Genomic DNA, 22,884 nt, shown 5'->3' on the forward strand with positions numbered 1-22,884 from the left:
TCGCGTCGTCACCGCCGACGCGGGGAGCGGGGCCGGACGGCGGTGCGCCGTCCGGCCCGCAGGTCACCCGAGCCGTGCCTCCAGCTCCGCCACGATCTCGTTCACGCTGACGGGCTGCTGCTCGCCGGACACCATGTCCTTGAGCTGGACGACACCCTCCGCCAGGTCGCGCTCGCCGAGCACCAGGGCGTACCGCGCGCCGGAGCGGTTGGCCGCCTTCATCGCGGCCTTGAGTCCCTTGGCGCCGTAGGAGAAGTCCGCCGCGACGCCCACCTTGCGCAACTCGGTCACCTTGCCGAACAGCACGCGCCGGGCCTCGTCCCCGAGGGGGACCGCGAACACGCTGGTGGGGGCCGGCAGATCGAGCGCGATGCCCTCCGCCTCCAGGGCCAGCACCGTGCGGTCGACGCCGAGGGCCCAGCCGACCGACGGGAGCGCCGGGCCGCCGATCATCTCCGACAGGCCGTCGTAGCGTCCGCCGCCGCCGACCGCGGACTGCGAGCCCAGGCCGTCGTGCACGAACTCGAAGGTGGTGCGCGTGTAGTAGTCCAGGCCGCGCACCAGCTTCGGGTCGTCCTCGAAGGCCACACCCGCCGCGGTGATCAGCTCACGGACCTCCTCGTGGTACGTCTTGCAGGCGTCGCACAGGTAGTCGCGCAGCAGCGGCACGCCCGCCAGCTGCTTCTGCACCGACTCACGCTTGTCGTCGAGCACCCGCAGCGGGTTGATCTCGATGCGGCGGCGGGTTTCCTCGTCCAGGTCGAGGCCGCGCAGGAAGTCCTGGAGCGCGGCCCGGTACACCGGCCGGCACTCCCGGTCGCCGAGGCTGTTCAGCAGGATCCGGAACTGCCGCAGCCCCAGCGAGCGGTACGCCTGGTCCGCCAGGATGATCAGCTCGGCGTCGAGCGCCGGGTCCTCGGCGCCGATCGCCTCGGCGCCGACCTGGGAGAAGTGCCGGTAACGGCCCTTCTGCGGGCGCTCGTAGCGGTAGTACGAGCCGGAGTACCAGAGCTTGACCGGGAGGTTGCCGGCCTTGTGCAGATTGGCCTCAAGTGCCGCGCGCAGCACGGACGCCGTGCCCTCGGGGCGCAGGGCGAGCCGGTCGCCGCCCTTGGTCTCGAAGGCGTACATCTCCTTCGTCACGATGTCGGTGGACTCGCCGACACCGCGCGCGAAGAGTTCCACGTTCTCGAAACCGGGCGTTTCGATGTAGCCGTAGCCGGAGTTGCGCAGGGGCGCGGCGATCGCCTCGCGGACGGCCAGGTACGTGGCGCTCTCCGGCGGGATCAGGTCGTACGTGCCCTTGGGGGCGCTGAAGGTGCTCACGAAGGTCTCTCGTCACATTCCTCGTCGGGGAGCGTCGGCACGCGCTCCCGGGCCGGCGGCCACCTGCCGCAGATACGGATTGGTGGCGCGCTCCTGGCCGATGGTCGTCTGGGGGCCGTGGCCGGACAGCACCACGGTCGAGTCGTCGAGCGGCAGGCACACGCGGGCCAGCGAGTCGAGCATCTCGGCCATGTCACCGCCGGGCAGGTCGGTGCGTCCGATGGAGCCGGCGAAGAGCAGATCGCCCGAGAAGAACACCGGCGGGACGTCCGCCGACTCGGGCATCCGGAAGGTCACCGACCCCTTGGTATGGCCCGGTGCGTGCGCCACGGCCAGCTCAAGACCGGCCAGTTCGAGCGTCGCCCCGTCCGTCAGCTCCTTGACGTCGTCCGGCTCCCCCACGGTCAGCTCACCCATCAGGGGCATGCCGATGGAGCGGCCGAGCGCCTTCTCGGGGTCGCTCATCATGTACCGGTCCTCGGGGTGGATCCAGGCGGGCACGTCGTGCGCGCCGCACACCGGGACGACCGAGGCCACATGGTCGATGTGGCCGTGGGTGAGGACGACGGCGACGGGCTTGAGCCGATGCTTCGCGAGTGCTTCCTCGACTCCTGGGGCGGCCTGGTGGCCCGGGTCGATGATCACGCACTCCTCGCCGACGGCGGGGGCGACGAGATAACAGTTCGTCCCCCAGGCCCCGGCGGGGAACCCGGCAATGAGCACGATCGTCCTTCGTTGTGTCGATTACGGGCGGCTTCCGCTGTCGTCAGAGCCTACCGGCGCTGCCGTTTCCTCAGCTAACCCATATACGGTACGGGGCTACACGCAGCGGTCGGCTCACAGGACACACGCGTACCGGTCGACACACGACACGCATGAGGAGAGAACCCGGTGGTCAGCCAGGAGCAGCGGCGGCGTCAGCTCGCCCGGGAGAAGTTCTTGCGGCAGCAGCAGCGGCGTACGTCCGCGCGGCGCAAGGCACGGATGCGGAACTCCGTGATCGCGTCGGTACTCGGCGTGGTCGTCATCGGCAGCCTCGCGCTGTACACGACCGGAGTGCTCAAGAACGACGACGACAAGGCCAACGCGAACGCCGAGGTGACGCCCAGCGCCTCGGCGAGCAGCAAGGCCCCCGATCCGTGCGAGAAGGCCGCCAAGGGGTCGGTCGAGAAGCTGAGCTGGAAGAAGGAGCCGGCGATGACGGTCGACAAGTCGGCCGACTACACCATGAAGCTCGCGACGACCTGCGGTGACATCGACGTCGCACTGAAGACCTCGGCGGCGCCGCACACCGTCAACTCGTTCAACTTCCTCGCCGGCAAGGGCTACTTCGACCACACCAAGTGCCACCGGCTCACCACGAACGGCATCTATGTGCTGCAGTGCGGCGACCCGACGGGCACCGGCAGCGGCGGTCCCGGCTACACGATCCCGGACGAGAACCTGAAGGACAAGAGCCTGAAGAACAACGTGTACCCGGCGGGCACGGTCGCGATGGCGAACACCGGCCAGGCGCACACCGGCGGCAGCCAGTTCTTCCTGGTGTACCAGGACAGCCAGTTGCCGCCCAGCTACACACCGTTCGGCACCATCGACGAGGCAGGATTGAAGGTGCTCAAGAAGATCGCCGACGCCGGCGAGAACACGGGCGCCGGCGACGGTGCTCCGAACGCGACGGTCGTGATCAACAAGGCGACGGTCGCGAAGTCCTGACGCACATGACGGCCCACTGCGGAATTTCGGTCGCGCGGGATGCGGACAGGCCACCCGCCGGTCGCCTATGTTGGCCGTGACGAAACTGTGGACGATGCCCGGGGGTGCACAAGCCCTGCGCAGGCATCATGTGGAGGAGGCGCTGTGAGCAGCGACCCGTGGGGCCGCGTCGACGAGACGGGGACCGTGTACGTGCGTACGGCCGACGGCGAGCAGGTCGTCGGTTCCTGGCAGGCCGGCTCCCCCGAGGAGGCGCTGGCCTACTTCGAGCGCAAGTACGAGGGCCTGGTCGTCGAAATCGGCCTCCTCGAAAAGCGAGTGCAGACCACCGACCTGTCGGCGAAGGACGCCCACACCGCGATCGGCCACCTGCGCGAGCAGGTGGACGCGCATCACGCGGTGGGTGACCTCGAATCGCTGCGGGCCCGGCTGGACAAGCTCGTGGCGACGGTGGACGCCCGCCGCGAGGAGCGCAAGGCGCAGCGGGCCAAGCAGACCGACGAGGCCCGCAGGTCCAAGGAGGAGCTGGTCGCCGAGGCCGAGCGGCTGGCGCAGTCCGACCAGTGGCGGGCCGCCGGTGAGCGGCTGCGCGCCCTGGTGGACACCTGGAAGGGCCTGCCGCGGCTCGACCGCAAGTCGGACGACGAACTGTGGCACCGCTTCTCCCACGCCCGGTCGGCGTTCTCCAAGCGTCGCAAGGCGCACTTCGCGCAGTTGGACGCGCAGCGCGAGGACGCCCGCAAGATCAAGGAGCGGCTGGTCGCCGAGGCCGAGTCGCTGTCCGACTCGACGGACTGGGGTCCGACGGCGGCCCGCTACCGCGAGCTGATGGCGGAGTGGAAGGCCGCGGGCCGCGCCCAGCGTGAGCACGAGGACGACCTGTGGAACCGCTTCCGCGGCGCGCAGGACGTGTTCTTCGCCGCCCGCAGTTCGGTGTTCGCGGAGCGTGACGCCGAACAGGCGGAGAACCTGAAGCTGAAGGAGGAGCTGGCCGAGGAGGCCGAGAAGCTGCTGCCGATCAGCGACCTCAAGGCCGCCCGGGCCGCCTTCCGTTCGATCAACGAGCGCTGGGAGGCCATCGGCCATGTGCCGCGCGACGCGCGTCCCAGGGTCGAGGGCCGGATGCACACGGTCGACCGGGCGATCCAGGAGGCCGAGGAGGCCGAGTGGCGCCGGACCAACCCGGAGGCACGCGCGCGTGCCGAGGGCCTGACCGGTCAGCTCCAGGCCGCCGTGGACAAGCTGAAGGGCCAGATCGAGCAGGCCCGGGCGCAGGGCAACGCGTCCAAGGCCGAAAAGCTCCAACGGGAGCTGGAGGGCCGCCAGGCGCTCCTCGACCAGGCCATGAAGGGCCTGCAGGAGTTCGGCGGCTGACTCCACCGCGTCCGCTTCTGCCGTCGCGCGTCGCGCGAGAGGGCCCCGTACACGCCGTACGGGGCCCTCTCACCGTCCGCGGTGCCGCGTCACCTGCTGCGGGCCGAGGTCACCCGGTACACGTCGTAGACGCCCTCCACGCCCCGCACGGCCTTCAGGACGTGCCCGAGGTGTTTCGGGTCGCCCATCTCGAAGGTGAAGCGTGAGGTGGCGACGCGGTCGCGGGAGGTCTGGACGGCCGCGGAGAGGATGTTGACGTGCTGGTCGGACAGGACGCGGGTGACGTCCGACAGCAGCCGGGAGCGGTCAAGGGCCTCGACCTGGATGGCGACGAGGAAGACCGAGGACTGGGTGGGTGCCCACTCGACCTCCAGGATCCGCTCGGGCTCGCGCGACAGCGATTCCACGTTGACGCAGTCGCTGCGGTGCACCGAGACGCCGCTGCCGCGCGTGACGAAGCCGATGATCGGGTCGCCGGGCACCGGCGTACAGCAGCGGGCCAGCTTGACCCACACGTCCTCGACGCCCTTGACGACCACGCCCGGATCGGCGCTGGAACGCCGCTTGCGGCTCCGGCCGCGCGAGGGCGGCACACTCTCGTCGATCTCCTCGGTGGCCGCCTCCTCGCCGCCGAGCGCCTGCACCAGTTTCTGCACGACGTTCTGCGCGGAGACGTGTCCCTCGCCGATCGCCGCGTACAGCGCGGAGATGTCCGGGTAGCGCATCTCGTGCGCGAGCGTGACGAGCGAGTCGCCGGTCAGGATCCGCTGGATCGGCAGGTTCTGCTTGCGCATCGCGCGGACGATGGCGTCCTTGCCCTGCTCGATCGCCTCGTCGCGGCGCTCCTTGGAGAACCAGGCGCGGATCTTGTTGCGGGCACGCGGCGACTTGACGAAGCCCAGCCAGTCACGGGAGGGTCCTGCGCCCGCCGCCTTGGAGGTGAAGACCTCCACCAGATCGCCGTTGTCCAGGGTGGATTCGAGGGGTACGAGGCGGCCGTTGACCCGCGCTCCTATGGTGCGGTGGCCGACCTCGGTGTGCACCGCGTACGCGAAGTCGACCGGGGTGGCACCGGCGGGCAGCGCGATCACATCGCCCTTGGGTGTGAAGACGAAGACCTCGTTGCGGGACAGGTCGAAGCGCAGCGACTCCAGGAACTCGCCCGGGTCCTCGGTCTCCTTCTGCCAGTCCAGCAACTGCCGCAGCCACGCCATGTCGTTGATGGCGGCGGATTCCTTGCCGGCCCTGCCGGCGGGCTTGGGCACGTCGGTGCGGACCTTGGAGGCGCCGGCGACGGCCTCCTGCTTGTACTTCCAGTGCGCGGCGATGCCGTACTCGGCGCGGCGGTGCATGTCGAAGGTGCGGATCTGCAGTTCGACGGGTTTGCCGTTGGGGCCGATCACCGTCGTGTGCAGCGACTGGTACATGTTGAACTTGGGCATCGCGATGTAGTCCTTGAAGCGCCCCGGAACCGGGTTCCAGCGCGCGTGGACGGTGCCCAGCGCCGCGTAGCAGTCGCGGACGGTGTCCACCAGGACGCGGATGCCCACCAGGTCGTAGATCTCCGCGAAGTCACGGCCGCGGACGATCATCTTCTGGTAGACGCTGTAGTAGTGCTTGGGCCGGCCGGTGACGGTCGCCTTGATGCGGGCGGCGCGCAGGTCGGCCTGGACCTCGTCGGTCACTATGGCGAGGTACTCGTCCCGCTTGGGCGCGCGCTCGGCGACCAGCCGGACGATCTCGTCGTACATCTTGGGGTAGAGGATCGCGAAGGCCAGGTCCTCCAGCTCCCACTTGATGGTGTTCATGCCCAGCCGGTGGGCGAGCGGCGCGTAGATCTCCAGCGTCTCGCGCGCCTTCTTCTCCTGCTTCTCCCGCTTGAGGTAGCGCATCGTGCGCATGTTGTGCAGGCGGTCGGCGAGCTTGATGACCAGGACGCGGGGGTCCTTGGCCATGGCGACGACCATCTTGCGCACGGTCTCGGCCTGCGCGGCCTCGCCGAACTTGACCTTGTCCAGCTTGGTGACGCCGTCGACGAGGAGGGCGACCACATCGCCGAAGTCGCGGCGCAGATCGTCCAGGCCGTACTCGGTGTCCTCGACGGTGTCGTGCAGCAGGCCCGCCATCAAGGTGGCCGGGTCCATGCCCAATTCGGCGAGGATGGTGGTCACGGCGAGCGGATGCGTGATGTACGGGTCGCCGCTCTTGCGCTTCTGACCGCGGTGCCAGCGCTCGGCGACCTGGTAGGCGCGTTCGATCTGACGCAGGGTGGCGTTCTCGATCTTGGGGTCGTTGCTGCGCACTATCCGCAGCAGCGGCTCCAGGACCGGGTTGTACGGGTTGGCACGCTGCACGCCGAGCCGGGCGAGGCGGGCGCGGACGCGGTTGGAGGAGCCGGAGCGGGCCGGCTGCCCGGCGCCGGGACGGACCGCGGGCGGGGCGGGCTTGGGGCGCACGGGCTGGATCGACTGGTCGACCGGCGCTGACTGGGCGTGCTCGACCGGCCCGCGGGTGTCCTTCTTGGCGGGCAGCGCGGGCTTCGCCGCGGGCGCCGAGGCGGACTCGGGCTTGGCGGCGGTCAGTGGCTGGGCCTCATCTGGCAAGAGGACTCCTCGTGCGCGATCCGGGTCCCCCGGCAGGCTCCGGAGACCCCATGGTATCGATTGCGGGCTTCGGCATCGCCTTGAGACCGAAGTGCGGACCGTCTACAGGGGCAACGCAAGAGGCGGGCGCCGGATTCCTCCGGGCCCGCCTCGGCGGTGTCCCACGGGTGTCGCGGGGGTGTCCCGCGGTGTCCGCACGGGTTTGCGCGCTGCCGCGCACGCCCCGGCTGCGGTGCTCAGAGCTGGAGCAGCGCCTCCAGCGGAGCCCCGTCCAGCGCCCGTTCCAGCCGGGTCCGGCCGCCCAGGAAGCCCAGTTCCATCAGCACCGCGACGCCCGCGACCTCGGCGCCGGCCCGCTGGATGAGCTGGATCGCGGCCTCCGCGGTGCCGCCCGTGGCGAGGACGTCGTCGACGATCAGGATGCGGTCGGCCCCGGTCAGGTCCTCGGCGTGCACCTCGATCTCGGCCGAGCCGTACTCCAGGTCGTACGCCTGGCGCAGGGTGGCTCCGGGGAGCTTGCCGGCCTTGCGGACGGGCACGAAGCCGAGGCCCGCGCGGACGGCGACCGGGGCGCCCAGGATGAAGCCCCGGGCCTCCAGGCCGACGATCTTGGTGGCGCCGGTGGCACCGGCGACGTCGGCCAGCGCGTCGGTGAGGGCCGTGAACGCCGCCGGGTCCGCCAGGAGCGGGGTGATGTCCTTGAACATCACGCCCTGCTCCGGGTAGTCGGCCACGTCGCGGATGCGGCTGAGCAGCAGCTCCTGGATGTCGGTCATCGACGCTTCCCGGAGGGTCGGCCGCGGCCCCGGTTGCGGGAGGCGGGCTGGTTGCGCGGTCCCACCACGGCGGGTGCGGCGTCCTCCGGGTCGCTGTCGGGCCCGGGCCGGCCGGCCGCCGGGCCCTCCTCGGCCACGGCCTGGGCCCGCTTGGCCTTGACCCGCTTCCTGAGGGCCTTCAGCTGCGGCTCGCGTTCCTTGAGGTCGGCGACGAGCGGCGTGGCGATGAAGATCGACGAGTACGCACCGGCCGCGAGGCCGACGAACAGCGACAGCGAGATGTCGTTGAGCGTGCCGGCGCCGAGGAAGCCGCCGCCGATGAACAGCAGGCCCGCGACCGGCAGCAGCGCGACCACCGTGGTGTTGACGGAGCGGACCAGGGTGCCGTTGATCGACTGGTTGGCGATCTCGCTGTAGGTGAAGCGGGTCTGCTTCGTGATGTCCTTCGTCTGCTCCTTGAGGCTGTCGAACACGACGACCGTGTCGTACAGCGAGTAACCGAGGATGGTCAGCAGACCGATGATCGTGCCGGGCGTGACCTCGAAGCCGACCAGGGCGTAGATGCCGGTCGTGATGGTGATGTCGTGGATCAGCGCGACGAGCGCCGCGACGGCCATCCGCCACTCGAAGGCGATGGCCAGGTAGATCACGACGAGCACCATGAAGATCGCCAGGCCCTCCCAGGCCTTGTTGGCGATCTGCTCACCCCAACTGGGGCCGACCAGGTCGGCGTTGATGGTCTCCGGGTTGACCTTGAAGTCCTGGGCGAGGGCGGACTTGACCTCGTCGGACTTCTGGGTGTCCATGCCCGCGATCTGGATGCGCAGACCGCCGGTGCCGAGCTTCTGCACGACCGCCTCATGGTCGGCCGCGTCCTTCGCGAACTCCTCGGCCTGCGCCACGGAGACGCTGGTCTTCGGAGTGGTGAAGACGGCACCGCCCTGGAAGTCGATGCCCATGTTCAGGCCGCGCACCGCCAGGCCGACGATGGCCGTGATGGTGATCAGGATCGAGATGCCGTACCAGAGCTTGCGGTGGCCGATGAAGTCGTAGCTGATCTCGCCGCGGTGCAGTCGGGCGCCGAGGTTGCCGAGTTTCGACATCGCTCACGCTTCCTTCGGGTCGACAGAGCCGGCGGCAGGACCGGCGGGACGGCGGGTGCGGCGCAGCGGTGGCTTGGCACCCAGGCTCTTCGGGTCGAGTCCGGACCACTTGTGGCCCTGTGCGAAGAACTTCCGGCGGGCGAGGATGGTCATCAGCGGCTTGGTGAAGAAGAAGACGACCACGACGTCGAGCACGGTGGTCAGACCGAGCGTGAACGCGAAGCCCTGGACCTTGCCGACGGTCACGACGAACAGCACCGCGGCGGCGAGGAACGACACGAAGTCGGAGACCAGGATGGTGCGCCGGGCCCGCGGCCAGCCGCGTTCGACGGCCGGACGCAGCGAGCGTCCCTCGCGGATCTCGTCCCGGACGCGTTCGAAGAACACGATGAACGAGTCCGCCGTGATACCGATCGCGACGATGGCACCGCAGACCGCCGGAAGGTTCAGCGCGAAGCCGATCGTCGGGCCGAGCAGCGACATGATCACGTAGGTGAGGGCGGCGGAGACCAGCAGCGAGGCGATGGCCACGAGCGACAGGCCGCGGTAGTAGACCACCAGGTAGAGGACGACCAGGGCGAGGCCGATCGCGCCGGCGAGCAGACCGGCGTGCAACTGCTCACCGCCGAGCGCGGCGGTCACCGTGGTCACGCTCTGCTCCTTGAAGGACAGCGGGAGCGCGCCGTACGACAGCATGTTGGCGAGGCTCTGGGCCTCTTCCTGGGTGAAGCTGCCGGAGATCTCCGCCTGGCCGCCGGTGATGGACTGGCTGACGTACGGGCTGGAGACGACCTCGCCGTCCAGGACGATGCCGAACTGGTTCTGCGGGGAGGAGTTCTTGGCGAGCTGGCCGGTGATGTCGGCGAACTTCTTCGCTCCGGTGGAGTTGAAGTTCATCTGGACCTGCCAGCCGGCCGCGGTCTGCGTGTCGAAGACCGCCTGCGCCTTCTTGACCTCGGTGCCGTCGACGGCGGCCGGGCCGAGCATGTACTTGTACCAGGCGCCGCTGATCTCGCCGCAGGCCACGGTCGACTCGGACGGCTTGGCCGTCTTCCCGGCGGTGGCCCGGTCGGCCTGCTTGGAGCAGTCCAGCTTGGCGTACTGGTCCTCCAGCTTGCCGCCGGAGGAGCCGGTGCCGCTCGCCGAGGGGCTGGCGGAGTCCGCGCTCGGGGTCGCGGACGGCGTGGCGTCGGCCTTCAGCGCGTCCGTGAGGGCCCGTCCCTGGGAGGTCGCGGAGGTCGAGGGCGACGGCGATGACGATGATGACGACGAGGACGCCTTCTCGTCCGCCGACGCGCTGCCCGACGGCGACGGGGAGGCGCTGCCGCCTGCGGAGCCGCTGGGCGAAGGGCTCGGTGAGGCGGCGGCGCCGCTGGGCTCACTGGCCAGGACCGGGCGGAAGTACAGCTTTGCGGTGGTGCCGACCTGCTGGCGGGCCTCTTCGGAGTTGGTGCCCTTGGGGATGTTGACGATGATGTTGCTCGTCCCCTGGGTCTGCACCTCCGCCTCGGAGACACCGAGGCCGTTGACACGGCGGTTCATGATCTCGACCGCGGTGTCCATGTTGGCCTTGTTGATCGCGGACCCCTGGTCGGCCTTCGCCTGGAGCGTGATGCTCGTGCCGCCGGCAAGGTCGATGCCAAGACGTGGGGTGGTGTGCCCGGAGGCGAACATGCCCCCGGTGAGCGCCACGATGGCGATCAGGATGAGGGCCAGCGAGCGCCCCGGCTTGCCCGGGGCACTCGCGCTCCGGCCCTTCTTAGGTGCTGCCACCTTCTCGTACTCCCTCTCGGGCCGCCCCGCGCCGGATGGGCGCGGCGGCGGCCATGACGTGGTTCGGTACCCCCTGCGAGGAGTACACGCCGTGGGACGCGCGAGCCGGAACCGCGCGCCCCTCGGCGTGTCTACTTCGCTTCGGAGCCGCCGTCGGTCTTCTTCGCCTCGTCGTCCGCCGTCGGCTCCGCGTCCGTCTTCTGCTCGGCGTCCGTCTTCTGCTCGGCGTTCGTCTTCTGCTCGGCGTTCGTCTTCGCGTCGGCGGCCGGCTCCTCGGCCGCGTCCTTCTTGCCGAGGTCGACGGCCTGGTCGGAGGCGGCGTCGGCGGGCTCGTCGTGCTCGGTGAGGGAGGAGGCGTCGTCCGGGACGATGTCGGCGTCGGACTTCAGTTCATGCTCGATGCCGTGCACGATGCGGTTGTACTCGTCGTCGGTGAGGACGGCACCGATGGCGTTCTTCGCGAAGAGCAGGTCGACGCCCGGACCGGCGTCGAGGAGGACCGTGTCCTCGTTGACCTCCTTGACCGTCGCGTACATGCCCCCGATCGTGCGGACGCCGGAACCGGGCTGCATCTGGTTCCGCATGTCATTGGCCTGCTGCTGCTTCTTCTTGGCCGAACGCGTCATCAGGAACATGGCCGCGATGAGCACGATGAACGGGAGGAGGGTCAAGGTATTCACGGGACGGGGTTTCCTTCGCACGACCGCGGCGGACTGCGGCCTGGTGGCTGGGGGTGTGGACGGCGCCGCCCACAAGGGCGGCATCGGCGGAGTCTAAGCGAGTCCGCGCGCATGGAACAACGCTCAGCATGGCACCTGGGTTCCTGCCCCGGCCAATGCGCTCGCCGTCACGCCCCGAACAGGTCCTGTTGTCCGTTTCCCGCCGCCGCCGAGCGGGGCGGGGCGAGGCCGAGATGCGCCCATGCGGCGGGCGTGGCGATCCGGCCGCGCGGGGTGCGGGCCAGCAGGCCCTCACGGACCAGGAACGGCTCGGCGACCTCCTCGACCGTCTCGCGCTCCTCCCCCACCGCCACGGCCAGCGTGGACAGGCCGACCGGGCCGCCGCCGAACAGCTTCAGCAGGGCCCGCAGCACGGCGCGGTCAAGGCGGTCGAGGCCGCGGGCGTCGACCTCGTAGACGGCGAGGGCCGCTTGGGCGATCTCGCGCGTGATGAGACCGTCGGCCTTGACCTGCGCGTAGTCCCGGACGCGGCGCAGCAGCCGGTTGGCGATGCGGGGCGTGCCGCGCGAACGGCCGGCGATCTCGGCGGCTCCCTCCCGGTCTATCTCGACGTCGAGCAGCCGGGCCGAGCGGTGCACGACGCGCTCCAGTTCGGCGGGCTCGTAGAACTCCATATGGGCGGTGAAGCCGAAGCGGTCGCGCAGCGGGGGCGGCAGCAGACCCGCGCGCGTGGTGGCGCCCACCAGGGTGAACGGGGGCAGTTCGAGCGGGATGGCGGTGGCGCCGGGGCCCTTGCCAACGATGACGTCGACGCGGAAGTCCTCCATCGCCATGTACAGCATCTCCTCGGCGGGCCGGGACATGCGGTGGATCTCGTCCAGGAACAGGACCTCGCCCTCCTGGAGGGAGGAGAGGATCGCGGCGAGGTCGCCCGCGTGCTGGATGGCGGGGCCGCTGGTGATGCGGATCGGGGCGCCCATCTCCGCCGCGATGATCATCGAGAGAGTGGTCTTGCCCAGGCCGGGGGCGCCGGAGAGCAGCACATGGTCGGCGGTTGCGCCACGCGCGCGTGCGGCGCGCAGGACGAGGTCCAACTGCTCGCGGACCTTCTCCTGGCCGATGAACTCGTCCAGGTCCTTGGGGCGCAGGGCGGCCTCGACGGCCTGGTCCTCGCGGTCGGCGACCGAGCCGACCAGCCGCTCCGCTGCGGGGCCGCCCGGCCCCTCGGAGGCGGGGGTGCCGGTCGTGTCGTCCCAGTTCACTGAGGTCTCCTAGCTGCGGCTCGGGGCGCAGGCGGTCAGCGGGCGCGGTTGAGGGTCTGGAGGGCGGCCTTCAGCAGCTGTCCGACCTGGGGGACGCCGTCGGCCGCCTCGGCCTGCGGGGTCACGGCGGCGACCGCCTCGTCGGCCTCGCGGGTCGCGTACCCGAGGCCGATCAGGGCGGCGTGCAACTGGTCGCGCCAGCCCTGGCTCACCGGGGCGCCGACGGCCGGGGCGCCGACCGGCTCGCCGAGCCGGTCCTTCAGCTCAAGCAGCAGCTTCTGCGCGCCCTTCTTGCCGATGCCGGGTACGGCGACAAGCGCCCTCTCGTCGGCCGTGGCGACCGCCCGGCGCAGCGCGTCCGGGGTGTGCACCGCCAGCATGGCCTGGGCGAGCCGCGGGCCGACGCCGCTGGCGGTCTGGAGCAGTTCGAAGACCTGACGCTCGTCGTCGTCCACGAAGCCGTACAGGGTCAGCGAGTCCTCGCGCACCACGAGGGAGGTGGCGAGCTTGGCGGGCTGTCCCACGCGCAGCGTGGAGAGCGTGTTCGGCGTGCACTGGACGGCCATGCCGACGCCGCCCACCTCGACGACGGCGGTGTCGGGAGCGAGTGCGGCGACCGTGCCGCTCACGAAGGCGATCATGCCGTACGGCCTTTCGGTGCTTTGGCTGCGTGCAGGGCCACGGCCTGCTGGAGTCGGTTCTGCGCGGGGGCGCGCCAGATGTGGCAGATGGCCAGGGCGAGGGCGTCGGCCGCGTCGGCGGGCTTCGGCGGCGCGTCGAGCCGCAGCAGCCGGGTGACCATGGCGCCGACCTGCGCCTTGTCGGCGCGGCCCGTGCCGGTGACGGCGGCCTTGACCTCGCTGGGGGTGTGCAGGGCGACCGGGATGCCCCGGCGGGCCGCGCAGAGCATGGCGACGGCGCTTGCCTGGGCCGTGCCCATCACGGTGCGCACGTTGTGCTGGCTGAAGACGCGCTCCACGGCGACGTACTCGGGGCGGTGTTCGTCGAGCCAGGTCTCGATGCCCCGCTCCAGGGCGACCAGCCGGTGGGCCGGCTCCGCGTCCGCGGGGGTGCGCACGACGCCGACGCCGAGCATCGTCAGCGGGCGCCCCGCGACGCCCTCGACCACCCCGATGCCGCAGCGGGTCAGCCCCGGGTCCACCCCCAGCACGCGCACGCGCCCCTCCCTTCGATCTGCTGTTCATGCAGGCTATCGGCTGCCACCGACAACGCCCCGCAAAGGGACGGGCCGACGGGTGTGTCCCGTCGGCCCGTGCGCCCGTGCAGTCCGTCGCGGCGTTACGCGTCGACCTTCTCCATGACCTCGTCGCTGACGTCGAAGTTGGCGAAGACGTTCTGCACGTCGTCGCTGTCCTCCAGCGCGTCGATCAGCTTGAAGATCTTCTTGGCGCCCTCCTCGTCCAGCTCGACCTGCATGGTCGGGACGAAGTTGGCCTCCGCGGAGTCGTAGTCGATCCCCGCGTCCTGGAGGGCGGTGCGGACCGCGACCAGGTCGGTGGCCTCGCTCAGCACCTCGAAGGACTCACCGAGGTCGTTGACCTCCTCGGCGCCCGCGTCCAGGACGGCACCGAGCACGTCGTCCTCGCTCAGCTCGCCCTTGGGGACGATGACGACGCCCTTGCGGTGGAACAGGTACGACACCGAGCCGGGGTCGGCCATGGAGCCGCCGTTGCGGGTCATGGCGACGCGGACGTCGGAGGCGGCGCGGTTGCGGTTGTCGGTGAGGCACTCGATGAGCACCGCGACGCCGTTGGGGCCGTAGCCCTCGTACATGATCGTCTCGTAGTCGGCACCGCCGGCCTCCAGGCCCGCGCCGCGCTTGACGGCGGAGTCGATGTTCTTGTTCGGGACCGACTGCTTCTTCGCCTTCTGGATGGCGTCGTAGAGAGTCGGGTTGCCTTCCGGGTCGGCGCCGCCCATCCGCGCCGCGACCTCGATGTTCTTGATCAGCTTCGCGAAGAGCTTGCCGCGCTTGGCATCGATCACGGCCTTCTTGTGCTTCGTCGTGGCCCATTTAGAGTGGCCGGACATCTGCCTGTCTCCTTCGCGTAACCCATCTCTGCAACGAACGCCAGCGATCCTACAAGGACTCCGCCGCCCGGTTCGCGTGCACCATGTCGACGAACAGGGCGTGCACGCGGTGGTCGCCGGTCAGTTCCGGGTGGAACGACGTGGCGAGCGCGTTGCCCTGCCGGACCGCGACGATGTGACCCTCGTGTGCGGCCAGCACCTCGGCCGCCGCGCCGACGGACTCGACCCAGGGTGCGCGGATGAAGACGCCCTCTACAGGATCGCCCGCGATCCCCGCGACGTCGACCGCCGCCTCGAAGGACTCGTTCTGCCGTCCGAAGGCGTTGCGGCGCACGATCATGTCGATCCCGCCGACCGTCTCCTGGCCCGAGCGCGGGTCGAGGATCTTGTCGGCGAGCATGATCATGCCCGCGCAGGTGCCGTAGACGGGCATGCCGTCCCGCACGCGCGCGCGGAGCGGGTCCATCAGGCCGAAGAGCACGGCGAGCTTGGAGATGGTCGTGGACTCACCGCCGGGCAGGACGAGCCCGTCGACGCCGGACAGTTCCTCGGGGCGCCGCACCGGCCTGGCCACGGCGTCGGCCGCGGCCAGGGCGACAAGGTGCTCCCGTACGTCGCCCTGGAGGGCCAGGACGCCGATGACAGGAGTGCTCATGGGTCACCAGCCGCGGTTGGCGTAGCGCTCGGTCTCGGGGAGGGTGTCGCAGTTGATGCCGACCATGGCCTCGCCGAGGTTGCGGGAGGCGTCCGCGATGATCTTCGGGTCGTCGTAGAAGGTGGTGGCCTTCACGATGGCCGCCGCGCGCTTGGCCGGGTCGCCGGACTTGAAGATGCCGGAGCCGACGAAGACGCCCTCGGCGCCGAGCTGGCGCATCAGCGCGGCGTCGGCAGGGGTGGCCACACCGCCCGCGGAGAACAGCACGACGGGGAGCTTGCCGAGGTCGGCGACCTCCTTGACCAGCTCGTACGGGGCGCGCAGCTCCTTGGCGGCGGCGTACAGCTCGTGCTGGTCGTAGCCGCGCAGCCGGGCGATCTCGTTCTTGATCTGGCGCAGGTGGCGGACGGCCTCGACGACGTTGCCGGTGCCGGCCTCGCCCTTGGAACGGATCATCGCGGCACCCTCGGCGATGCGGCGCAGGGCCTCGCCGAGGTTGGTGGCACCGCACACGAACGGCGTGGTGAAGGCCCACTTGTCGGAGTGGTTGACCTCGTCGGCCGGGGTCAGGACCTCGGACTCGTCGATGTAGTCCACACCGAGGGACTGCAGCACCTGGGCCTCGACGAAGTGGCCGATGCGCGACTTGGCCATCACGGGGATCGACACGGCGTCGATGATGCCCTCGATCATGTCCGGGTCGGACATGCGGGCCACGCCGCCGTCCTTGCGGATGTCGGCCGGGACCCGCTCCAGGGCCATGACGGCGACGGCGCCCGCGTCCTCGGCGATCTTCGCCTGCTCCGGCGTGACGACGTCCATGATCACGCCGCCCTTGAGCTGTTCGGCCATGCCGCGCTTCACGCGGGCGGTGCCGGTCTCGGGGGCCTGGTTTTCGGGAAGCGTGGTGGACACGGGGACCTCACTCGATGCAAGAGGGTTTCTGCCGCACCGAGGAAACGTGAACGGACCAGTCCACAGCAAGGGCCAATGGCGAGCGGGTGGATCGTTTTGCCCCGCCGGGACCCGTGCGGTGCCGGTGCTTGCGCCGTGTTTGTGCCGTGTTTGTGCCGCGCCGTGCAGGTGTTCGTGCCGCGCCGTGCAGATGTTTGTGGCGCCCCTTGCCGTCGGTCGTCTGCTGCGCCGTTGTGGCTGGTCGCGCAGTTCCCCGCGCCCCTTCGGTCTTCGGGGGCGCTGCTCAGTTGGCCCGGTCTGCCAGGGCGGGGGGTGGTTCGTCATCCATTTCGAAGGCCAGGGGGAAGGGGGCGTGGCCGGCCAGGCGGAACCAGCGGACCTTGCGGTGCTCGCGCAGCCTGCGGGCCGCGCCCACGGCGTCGTTGTGGAAACGGCGGGCCATCGGCACCCTGCGCACCGCCTCGGTCAGCTCGTGGGCCGCCGCCTCGCCGCCGGGTGCCCTGCGGACCTCCTCGACCTGCTGGGGCTCGGCGAAGACCGCGCGCAGCGCCTGGCTCAGCTCGCTCTCGGCGACCTCCCGCTGTTCCTCCTCGGCCTGTCTGGCGGCGTGCGCGGCCTCGTACAGCACCATCGACGCGGCCGGGTCCAGCACGCCCGAGGTCGCCAGCTCCTGGGCCACCGAGGCGCGGCGCAGCAGCTGGGCGTCGAGTGCGGCGCGGGTCGCGTCGATCCTGGAGTGCAGTCGGTCGAGGCGGCCGGCCGTCCAGCTCAGGTAGAGGCCGACGGCGACCAGGACGACGAGGATCCAGATGAGGGTTGCGGTCACGGCGGGCAAGGCTACCTGTGCGCTCCGCTGGGTCGGCCGGGGCTGGGGGTGCCGTTTCTCGCCGGGCTGCCCGGGTCGGGGTTGCCGTCACCGGGGGCTGCCGCCCCCGGACCCCCGCTTCGGCCTGAACGGCCTCGTCCTCAAACGCCGGACGGGCTGATCATGACCGCCCGCCACCACACGGCCCACAACAGCCCCGCCCACAAACACCGGACCCGCTGATCACAACCGCCCGCCACCACACAACCCACCAGGCCCAGCCACGGCCCAGGACCAAGCCGAACCCGCACACCACCACACCCACCACGGCCCCGCCGACAAAACATGCCCCGCTGATCACAACCGCCAGTCACACACCTCACCAGGCCCAATCACCGCCCACGACCCAGCCGAACCCGCACACCACCACACCCACCACCGCCACACCGCCCACCACGGCCCCGCCCACAAACACCGGACCCGGTGATCATGACCGCCCGCCGCCACACGACCCGTCGGGCTCAGTCGCGGTCGCGGGCCAGGCCGAAGCGGGCGCGTAGGCCCGTGGTGCGTTCGTCGGTCGCCACCGCTGCCGCGCCCGTCGTCACCGTCTCGTAGACGGACAGGATGTCCGCTCCGACCGTGGACCAGTCGAAGCGGCGCACGTGGGCGCTGCCGCGCTCGCGCAGCGCGGCGCGGCGTGCCGGGTCGGCGAGCAGGCGGACCGCCGCGTCGGCGAGCGCGTCGGCGTCCTCGTTGGCGAACAGTTCCCCGGCCGCGCCCTGGTCCAGGACCTGGGCGAAGGCGTCCAGGTCGGAGGCGAGGACGGGGGCGCCCGCCGACATCGCCTCGACGAGGACGATGCCGAAGCTCTCGCCGCCGGTGTTGGGTGCCACGTACAGGTCGATGCTGCGCAGCAGCCGCGCCTTGTCCGCGTCGCTGATCATGCCCAGGAACTCGACCCGGGAGCGCAGCTCGGCGGGGAGCGTTTCGACGGCCTCCTCCTCGTCGCCGCGCCCGGCCACCAGCAGCCGGGTCCCCGGACGCGCGGCGAGGATCTTCGGCAGGGCCCTCATCAGCACCGGCAGGCCCTTGCGCGGCTCGTCGATCCGGCCGATGAAGCCGATCGTGTCGCCCTGCCACTGCGCCTTCGGTTCGGCGCGGGCGAAGAAGCCGACGTCGACGCCGTTGGGGATGACCACCGCGTCCCCGCCCAGGTGCTCGACCAGCGTGCGCCGTGCGTACTCGCTCACCGCGATGCGCGCGCTGATCTTCTCCAGCGCCGCCTGAAGGATCGAGTACGCGGCGATCATCGCGCGTGAGCGGGGATTGGAGGTGTGGAAGGTGGCCACGATGGGCCCCTGGGCCGCCCAGCAGGTCAGCAGGCCCAGCGACGGCGATGTCGGCTCGTGGATGTGCACCACGTCGAAGGCGCCGTCGTGCAGCCACCGGCGCACCCGGGCGGCCGAGAGGAAACCGAAGTTCAGGCGGGCCACCGAGCCGTTGTAGGGCACGGGCACCGCGCGGCCGGCCGAGACGACGTACGGCGGCAGCGGGGTGTCGTCGTCGGCGGGCGCGAGGACGGAGACCTGGTGGCCGAGGCCGATGAAGTACTCGGCCAGGTCCCGGATGTGGAACTGGACGCCGCCCGGCACGTCCCAGGAGTACGGGCAGACGATACCGATCCTCACGAGGCTCCCTCCGGCGGGTCCAGATCAGCGAGCCACAGCCGCTGCAGCATGTGCCAGTCCTCCGGATGCTCGGCGATCCCCGAGGCGTAGGCGTCGGCCAGCGCCTGTGTCATGACAGACGTCTTCTCGGCCCGCGTACCTGTCTCGGGTACCTCGATCGGGGGATGGACCCGGCCCCGCATCACCGGCGAGTCGTCGTACCAGAGCGTGACGGGCAGCAGCAGCGCGCCCGTCTGCTGGGCGAGCAGCGCCGGGCCCGCGGGCATCCGGGCCGGCTCGCCGAAGAAGCCGACCCGCACGCCGGAGGCGGACAGGTCGCGGTCGGCGACCAGGCAGACCAGGCCGCCGTCGCGCAGCCGCCGGGCCAGCGTGCCGAACGCGGAGCCGCCGCTGTGCGGCAGGACCTCCATGCCAAGGCCCTCGCGGTAGGCGACGAAACGGTCGTACAGGGTCTCCGGCTTCAGGCGTTCGGCGACCGTGGTGAAGGGAGTGCCCAGTGCGGTGGTCACCCAGGCGCCCGCGAGGTCCCAGTTGGCCATGTGCGGCAGCGCGAGGACGACGCCCCGGCCGGCGGCCAGGCCGTCGGTCAGGTGGTGGACGTCCTTGGGGTCGAAGCCGTTCCTGATCCGCTCGCGGCTCCAGGCGGGCAGCCGGAAGGACTCCATCCAGTAGCGCAGGTAGGAGCGCATGCCCGCGCGCGACAGCTCGCCCAGGCGCTCGGGACTCGCGTCGGGCAGCACGCGCGCGTAGTTGCTCTCCAGCCGTCGTACGCCCTTGCCGCGCCGCTTCCAGGCGAGGTCGGCCACGGTGCGGCCGAGCCGCACGGCGACCGGCTCGGGGAGCGTCTTGACGGCGCTCCAGCCGAACCCGTACAGGGCGTCGGTCAGGCGCTCCTGAGCGCTCACTTGGCCGCCTCGCTCCCCTGGGACTCGTTGCGGTGGCCGGCCGCCTCGTCCGCCTCGGCGGCCTCCCGGCGGACCGTGACGACGCGCTGGACCAGGGTGACCAGGCTGCCGACGGCGACGATCCACAGGGCGATCGGCAGCAGCCACTGGATGCCCGGTACGCCGAACTTGTGGAAGCCGGCGAAGCCGGCGGCGACCAGCGAGATCACCAGCCGTTCGGCACGCTCGACGAGGCCGTTGACGGCCACCGGGAGCCCGATCGACTCGCCGCGCGCCTTGGTGTACGACACCACCTGGCCGCTGGCCAGGCAGAAGATGGCCACGGCACACAGCACATTGTTGTCGCCGTTGCCCGCGTACCACAGGGCGAAGCCGCCGAAGACGGCGCCGTCCGCGACCCGGTCCAGGGTGGAGTCCAGGAAGGCGCCCCAGCGGCTTGAGCGGCCCAGCTGGCGGGCCATGTTGCCGTCGACCAGGTCGGAGAAGACGAAGAGCGTGATCACGACGGTGCCCCAGAAGAACTCGCCCCTGGGGTAGAAGACCAGTGCGCCCGCGACCACACCGGCCGTGCCGATGAGCGTCACCGTGTCGGGACTGACGCCCCTGCGGATGAGAAACGCGGCGAACGGTGTGAGGACACGCGTGAAGAATGCACGCGCGTACTTGTTCAGCATGGCCTTCCCGACGGTCGGTGTCGCCGCGCGGCCCCTCTGGCCACGTCGGCTGGCCCATCGTAGCCACGCGCGCGGGTGCCCGACGGCCGGGCACCCGGACCGGCGCGGAGCGGGGCGGCCGGGCCGCAACTCCCGGCGGGCGTCGCGATCACGTCGCTTGTATGGACGCACCGTGACGGGAGTGGAAAGCTCGAATAACCGCGGGCGTCGCCGAAGCCGCCACCGCACGCGGCTGACGCGTGTCCCGCGCCCACTGTGACCTCACCGTGCACGGGAGGCTAGGCCATGGGCGACAAGGCGAACACACACCCTGGGGCCGCCGGCAGGGCTACGGCGGCCGACCACCCCGCGTCCGTACGGAATGTGGTGCTGGTCGGCCACTCCGGATCGGGCAAGACCACCTTGGTGGAGGCTCTCGCGCTGGCCGCGGGAGCGGTGAACCGGGCGGGCCGCGTGGAGGACGGCGGCACCGTCTCCGACTACGACGAGATCGAGCACCGGCAGCAGCGTTCCGTACAGCTGTCCCTGGTGCCCGTCGAATGGGACGGTTTCAAGATCAATCTTCTGGACACCCCCGGGTACGCCGACTTCGTCGGAGAGCTGCGGGCCGGTCTGCGCGCCGCGGACGCGGCCCTCTTCGTGGTGTCGGCCTCGGACGGCGTGGACGGCTCGACCCGGATGGTGTGGGAGGAGTGCGCGGCCGTCGGCATGCCGCGGGCCATCGTCATCACCCATCTGGAGGCCGCCCGCGCGGACTTCGAGGAGATGACGCGGGTGTGCGCGGAGGTGTTCGGCGCGGCCGACCCGGACGCCGTGCTCCCGCTCTATCTGCCGCTGCGCGGTGCGCAGGCCGCCGACGGGCACGCGCCCGTGACCGGGCTGATCGGGCTGCTGTCGCAGCGGCTGTTCGACTACTCCTCCGGGGAGCGCACGGAGTCCGAGCCGGGCCCCGACCTGCTGCCGCGGATCGAGGACGCCCGCAACCGGCTCATCGAGGGGATCATCTCCGAAAGCGAGGACGAGACCCTGATGGACCGCTATCTCGGCGGTGAACAGGTCGACGTCAAAACGCTGATCGACGATCTGGAGCGGGCCGTCGCGCGCGGGGCCTTCTTCCCGGTGCTGGCCGCCGCGCCCGCCGCCGAGGGCGCCCGCCAGGGGCTCGGCACGGTGGAACTGCTCGACCTGGTCACCCGCGGCTTCCCGACCCCGCCGGAGCACGCGGTCCCGGAGGTCACCACGCTCGACGGCAGGCCGCGCGAACTGAAGCCGTGCGATCCCGACGGGCCGCTGGTCGCCGAGGTCGTGAAGACCTCCTCCGACCCCTATGTCGGCCGGGTCTCCCTGGTCCGCGTCTTCTCCGGGACGCTGCGCCCCGACGAGACGGTGCACGTCTCCGGGCACGGGCTGGCCGACCGCGGCCACGAGGACCACGACGTCGACGAGCGGATCGGCGCCCTGTCCACGCCGTTCGGCAAGCAGCAGCGTCCGGTGACGCACGCCGTCGCGGGCGACCTGGCGTGCGTGGCGAAGCTGGGCCGCGCGGAGACCGGGGACACGCTCTCGGCCAAGGACGATCCGCTGCTGATGGAGCCGTGGCAGATGCCCGACCCGCTGCTGCCGCTCGCCATCCAGGCGCACAGCAAGGCGGACGAGGACAAGCTCTCGCAGGGCCTGGGCAGGCTGGTCGCCGAGGACCCGACGATGCGTCTGGAGCAGAACCAGGACACGCACCAGGTGGTGCTGTGGTGCCTGGGCGAGGCGCACGCGGACGTCGCCCTGGAGCGGCTGCGCAGCCGGTACGGCGTCCAGGTCGACGTGGTGCCGCACCAGGTGTCGCTCCGGGAGACGTTCGCGACCCGGTCCGCCGGGCGCGGCCGGCATGTGAAGCAGTCCGGCGGGCACGGGCAGTACGCGATCTGCGAGATCGAGGTCGAGCCGCTGCCGGGCGGCTCGGGCATCGAGTTCGTGGACAAGGTGGTCGGCGGCGCCGTGCCGCGGCAGTTCATCCCGTCGGTGGAGAAGGGCGTAAGGGCCCAGGCCGCCAAGGGAGTCGCGGCCGGCTATCCGCTCGTCGACGTGCGGATCACACTGCTGGACGGCAAGGCGCACTCGGTGGACTCCTCCGACGCCGCGTTCCAGACGGCGGGCGCGCTGGCGCTGCGGGAGGCCGCGGCGGACGCCACGATCCATCTGCTGGAGCCGGTGGCCGAGGTGTCCGTCCTGGTCGGCGACGACTATGTGGGCGCCGTGATGAGCGACCTGTCGGGGCGGCGCGGGCGGGTGCTGGGCACCGAACAGGTGGGCACGGGCCGGACACTCGTCCGGGCCGAGGTGCCCGAGTTCGAGATCGGCCGGTACGCGGTCGACCTGCGGTCCCTCTCGCACGGCACGGCACGCTTCGGCCGCTCCTACGCCCGGCACGAGCCGATGCCGGTACAGATCGCGGAGAAGATCCGCGCGCAGGCGAAGGAGGCTTCGTAGGGGGCCGGTTGAGAGTCCGCCGCCGGCTTCGGTGAGGTCGCGTGGCCGGCGGTGGACGCGGTGCTCTGCTTCGCGCGCCCGCGCCGCGCGCGA

The 22,884-nt window shown here is 71.0% G+C and carries 20 protein-coding genes; 3 read left to right on the top strand and 17 right to left on the bottom strand.

Annotation, left to right across the window (positions count from 1 at the left end; all coding sequences use genetic code 11):
• Window positions 1-63: 63 nt before the first annotated feature.
• Window positions 64-1,326, bottom strand: coding sequence for a histidine--tRNA ligase (gene hisS, locus AC27LF_RS12875; RefSeq protein WP_479656450.1), 1,263 nt, complete (start codon window positions 1,324-1,326; stop codon window positions 64-66).
• 12 nt (window positions 1,327-1,338) lie between these two features.
• Window positions 1,339-2,049 (bottom strand): MBL fold metallo-hydrolase, encoded by a 711-nt coding sequence (locus tag AC27LF_RS12880; RefSeq protein WP_479656451.1) that lies wholly within the window; start codon window positions 2,047-2,049, stop codon window positions 1,339-1,341.
• Window positions 2,050-2,217: 168 nt separating this feature from the next.
• Here AC27LF_RS12880 and AC27LF_RS12885 point away from each other — a divergent pair, with 168 nt between their 5' ends.
• Together AC27LF_RS12885 and AC27LF_RS12890 are read left to right on the top strand one after the other, a co-directional pair.
• Window positions 2,218-3,039 (top strand): peptidylprolyl isomerase, encoded by an 822-nt coding sequence (locus AC27LF_RS12885; protein ID WP_479656452.1) that lies wholly within the window; start codon window positions 2,218-2,220, stop codon window positions 3,037-3,039.
• A gap of 144 nt (window positions 3,040-3,183) precedes the next feature.
• On the top strand, window positions 3,184-4,413 hold the full coding sequence (locus AC27LF_RS12890; RefSeq protein ID WP_479656453.1) for a DUF349 domain-containing protein: 1,230 nt from the start codon (window positions 3,184-3,186) through the stop codon (window positions 4,411-4,413).
• Between the two features lie 89 nt (window positions 4,414-4,502).
• Here AC27LF_RS12890 and AC27LF_RS12895 read toward each other — a convergent pair whose 3' ends face one another.
• The 15 genes from AC27LF_RS12895 to pgsA all read right to left on the bottom strand — a co-directional run bounded on the left by AC27LF_RS12895 (window position 4,503) and on the right by pgsA (window position 20,307).
• A complete protein-coding gene (locus AC27LF_RS12895; RefSeq protein WP_479656454.1) occupies window positions 4,503-7,016 on the bottom strand; it encodes a RelA/SpoT family protein in 2,514 nt (837 codons plus the stop codon).
• Window positions 7,017-7,252: 236 nt separating this feature from the next.
• Window positions 7,253-7,792, bottom strand: coding sequence for an adenine phosphoribosyltransferase (locus tag AC27LF_RS12900; protein ID WP_479656455.1), 540 nt, complete (start codon window positions 7,790-7,792; stop codon window positions 7,253-7,255).
• Complete coding sequence (secF, locus tag AC27LF_RS12905; RefSeq protein WP_479656456.1) at window positions 7,789-8,895, bottom strand: protein translocase subunit SecF; 1,107 nt, start codon at window positions 8,893-8,895, stop codon at window positions 7,789-7,791. Before secF ends, AC27LF_RS12900 begins: the two co-directional genes overlap by 4 nt.
• A gap of 3 nt (window positions 8,896-8,898) precedes the next feature.
• Window positions 8,899-10,668 (bottom strand): protein translocase subunit SecD, encoded by a 1,770-nt coding sequence (gene secD / locus AC27LF_RS12910; RefSeq protein WP_479656457.1) that lies wholly within the window; start codon window positions 10,666-10,668, stop codon window positions 8,899-8,901.
• Window positions 10,669-10,799: 131 nt separating this feature from the next.
• A complete protein-coding gene (yajC, locus tag AC27LF_RS12915) occupies window positions 10,800-11,348 on the bottom strand; it encodes a preprotein translocase subunit YajC (protein ID WP_479656458.1) in 549 nt (182 codons plus the stop codon).
• Window positions 11,349-11,515: 167 nt separating this feature from the next.
• Window positions 11,516-12,610: a Holliday junction branch migration DNA helicase RuvB gene (gene ruvB / locus AC27LF_RS12920; RefSeq protein WP_479656459.1), complete on the bottom strand. Its 1,095-nt coding sequence runs from the start codon at window positions 12,608-12,610 to the stop codon at window positions 11,516-11,518.
• 35 nt (window positions 12,611-12,645) lie between these two features.
• Window positions 12,646-13,251 (bottom strand): Holliday junction branch migration protein RuvA, encoded by a 606-nt coding sequence (gene ruvA, locus AC27LF_RS12925; protein WP_479656460.1) that lies wholly within the window; start codon window positions 13,249-13,251, stop codon window positions 12,646-12,648.
• The gene (ruvC, locus tag AC27LF_RS12930) at window positions 13,248-13,787 is read right to left on the bottom strand and encodes a crossover junction endodeoxyribonuclease RuvC (protein ID WP_479656461.1); all 540 of its coding nucleotides are present in this window, start codon (window positions 13,785-13,787) and stop codon (window positions 13,248-13,250) included. The genes ruvA and ruvC overlap by 4 nt, the downstream gene beginning before the upstream one ends.
• A gap of 122 nt (window positions 13,788-13,909) precedes the next feature.
• Entirely contained in the window at window positions 13,910-14,662 is a 753-nt protein-coding gene (locus tag AC27LF_RS12935) for a YebC/PmpR family DNA-binding transcriptional regulator (RefSeq protein WP_388706976.1), read from the bottom strand.
• 49 nt (window positions 14,663-14,711) lie between these two features.
• Window positions 14,712-15,317, bottom strand: a complete 606-nt coding sequence (gene pdxT, locus AC27LF_RS12940; RefSeq protein ID WP_479656462.1) for a pyridoxal 5'-phosphate synthase glutaminase subunit PdxT — start codon at window positions 15,315-15,317, stop codon at window positions 14,712-14,714.
• A 3-nt stretch (window positions 15,318-15,320) separates the two neighbouring features.
• Window positions 15,321-16,232, bottom strand: coding sequence for a pyridoxal 5'-phosphate synthase lyase subunit PdxS (pdxS, locus tag AC27LF_RS12945; protein WP_479656463.1), 912 nt, complete (start codon window positions 16,230-16,232; stop codon window positions 15,321-15,323).
• Between the two features lie 283 nt (window positions 16,233-16,515).
• The gene (locus tag AC27LF_RS12950) at window positions 16,516-17,058 is read right to left on the bottom strand and encodes a LemA family protein (protein ID WP_479656464.1); all 543 of its coding nucleotides are present in this window, start codon (window positions 17,056-17,058) and stop codon (window positions 16,516-16,518) included.
• A gap of 500 nt (window positions 17,059-17,558) precedes the next feature.
• Window positions 17,559-18,728 carry a glycosyltransferase family 4 protein gene (locus AC27LF_RS12955; RefSeq protein WP_479656465.1) on the bottom strand — a complete coding sequence of 390 codons (1,170 nt, stop codon included), beginning with the start codon at window positions 18,726-18,728 and terminating at the stop codon, window positions 17,559-17,561.
• Entirely contained in the window at window positions 18,725-19,633 is a 909-nt protein-coding gene (locus AC27LF_RS12960; protein ID WP_479656466.1) for a phosphatidylinositol mannoside acyltransferase, read from the bottom strand. Before AC27LF_RS12960 ends, AC27LF_RS12955 begins: the two co-directional genes overlap by 4 nt.
• Window positions 19,630-20,307 carry a phosphatidylinositol phosphate synthase gene (pgsA, locus tag AC27LF_RS12965; RefSeq protein ID WP_479656467.1) on the bottom strand — a complete coding sequence of 226 codons (678 nt, stop codon included), beginning with the start codon at window positions 20,305-20,307 and terminating at the stop codon, window positions 19,630-19,632. The genes AC27LF_RS12960 and pgsA overlap by 4 nt, the downstream gene beginning before the upstream one ends.
• 285 nt (window positions 20,308-20,592) lie before the next feature.
• Between pgsA and AC27LF_RS12970 the strand changes: the two genes are divergently transcribed.
• Window positions 20,593-22,791, top strand: coding sequence for an elongation factor G-like protein EF-G2 (locus AC27LF_RS12970; RefSeq protein ID WP_479656468.1), 2,199 nt, complete (start codon window positions 20,593-20,595; stop codon window positions 22,789-22,791).
• Window positions 22,792-22,884: the final 93 nt, after the last annotated feature.

The sequence above is a fragment of the Streptomyces diversicolor genome (assembly GCF_057537855.1).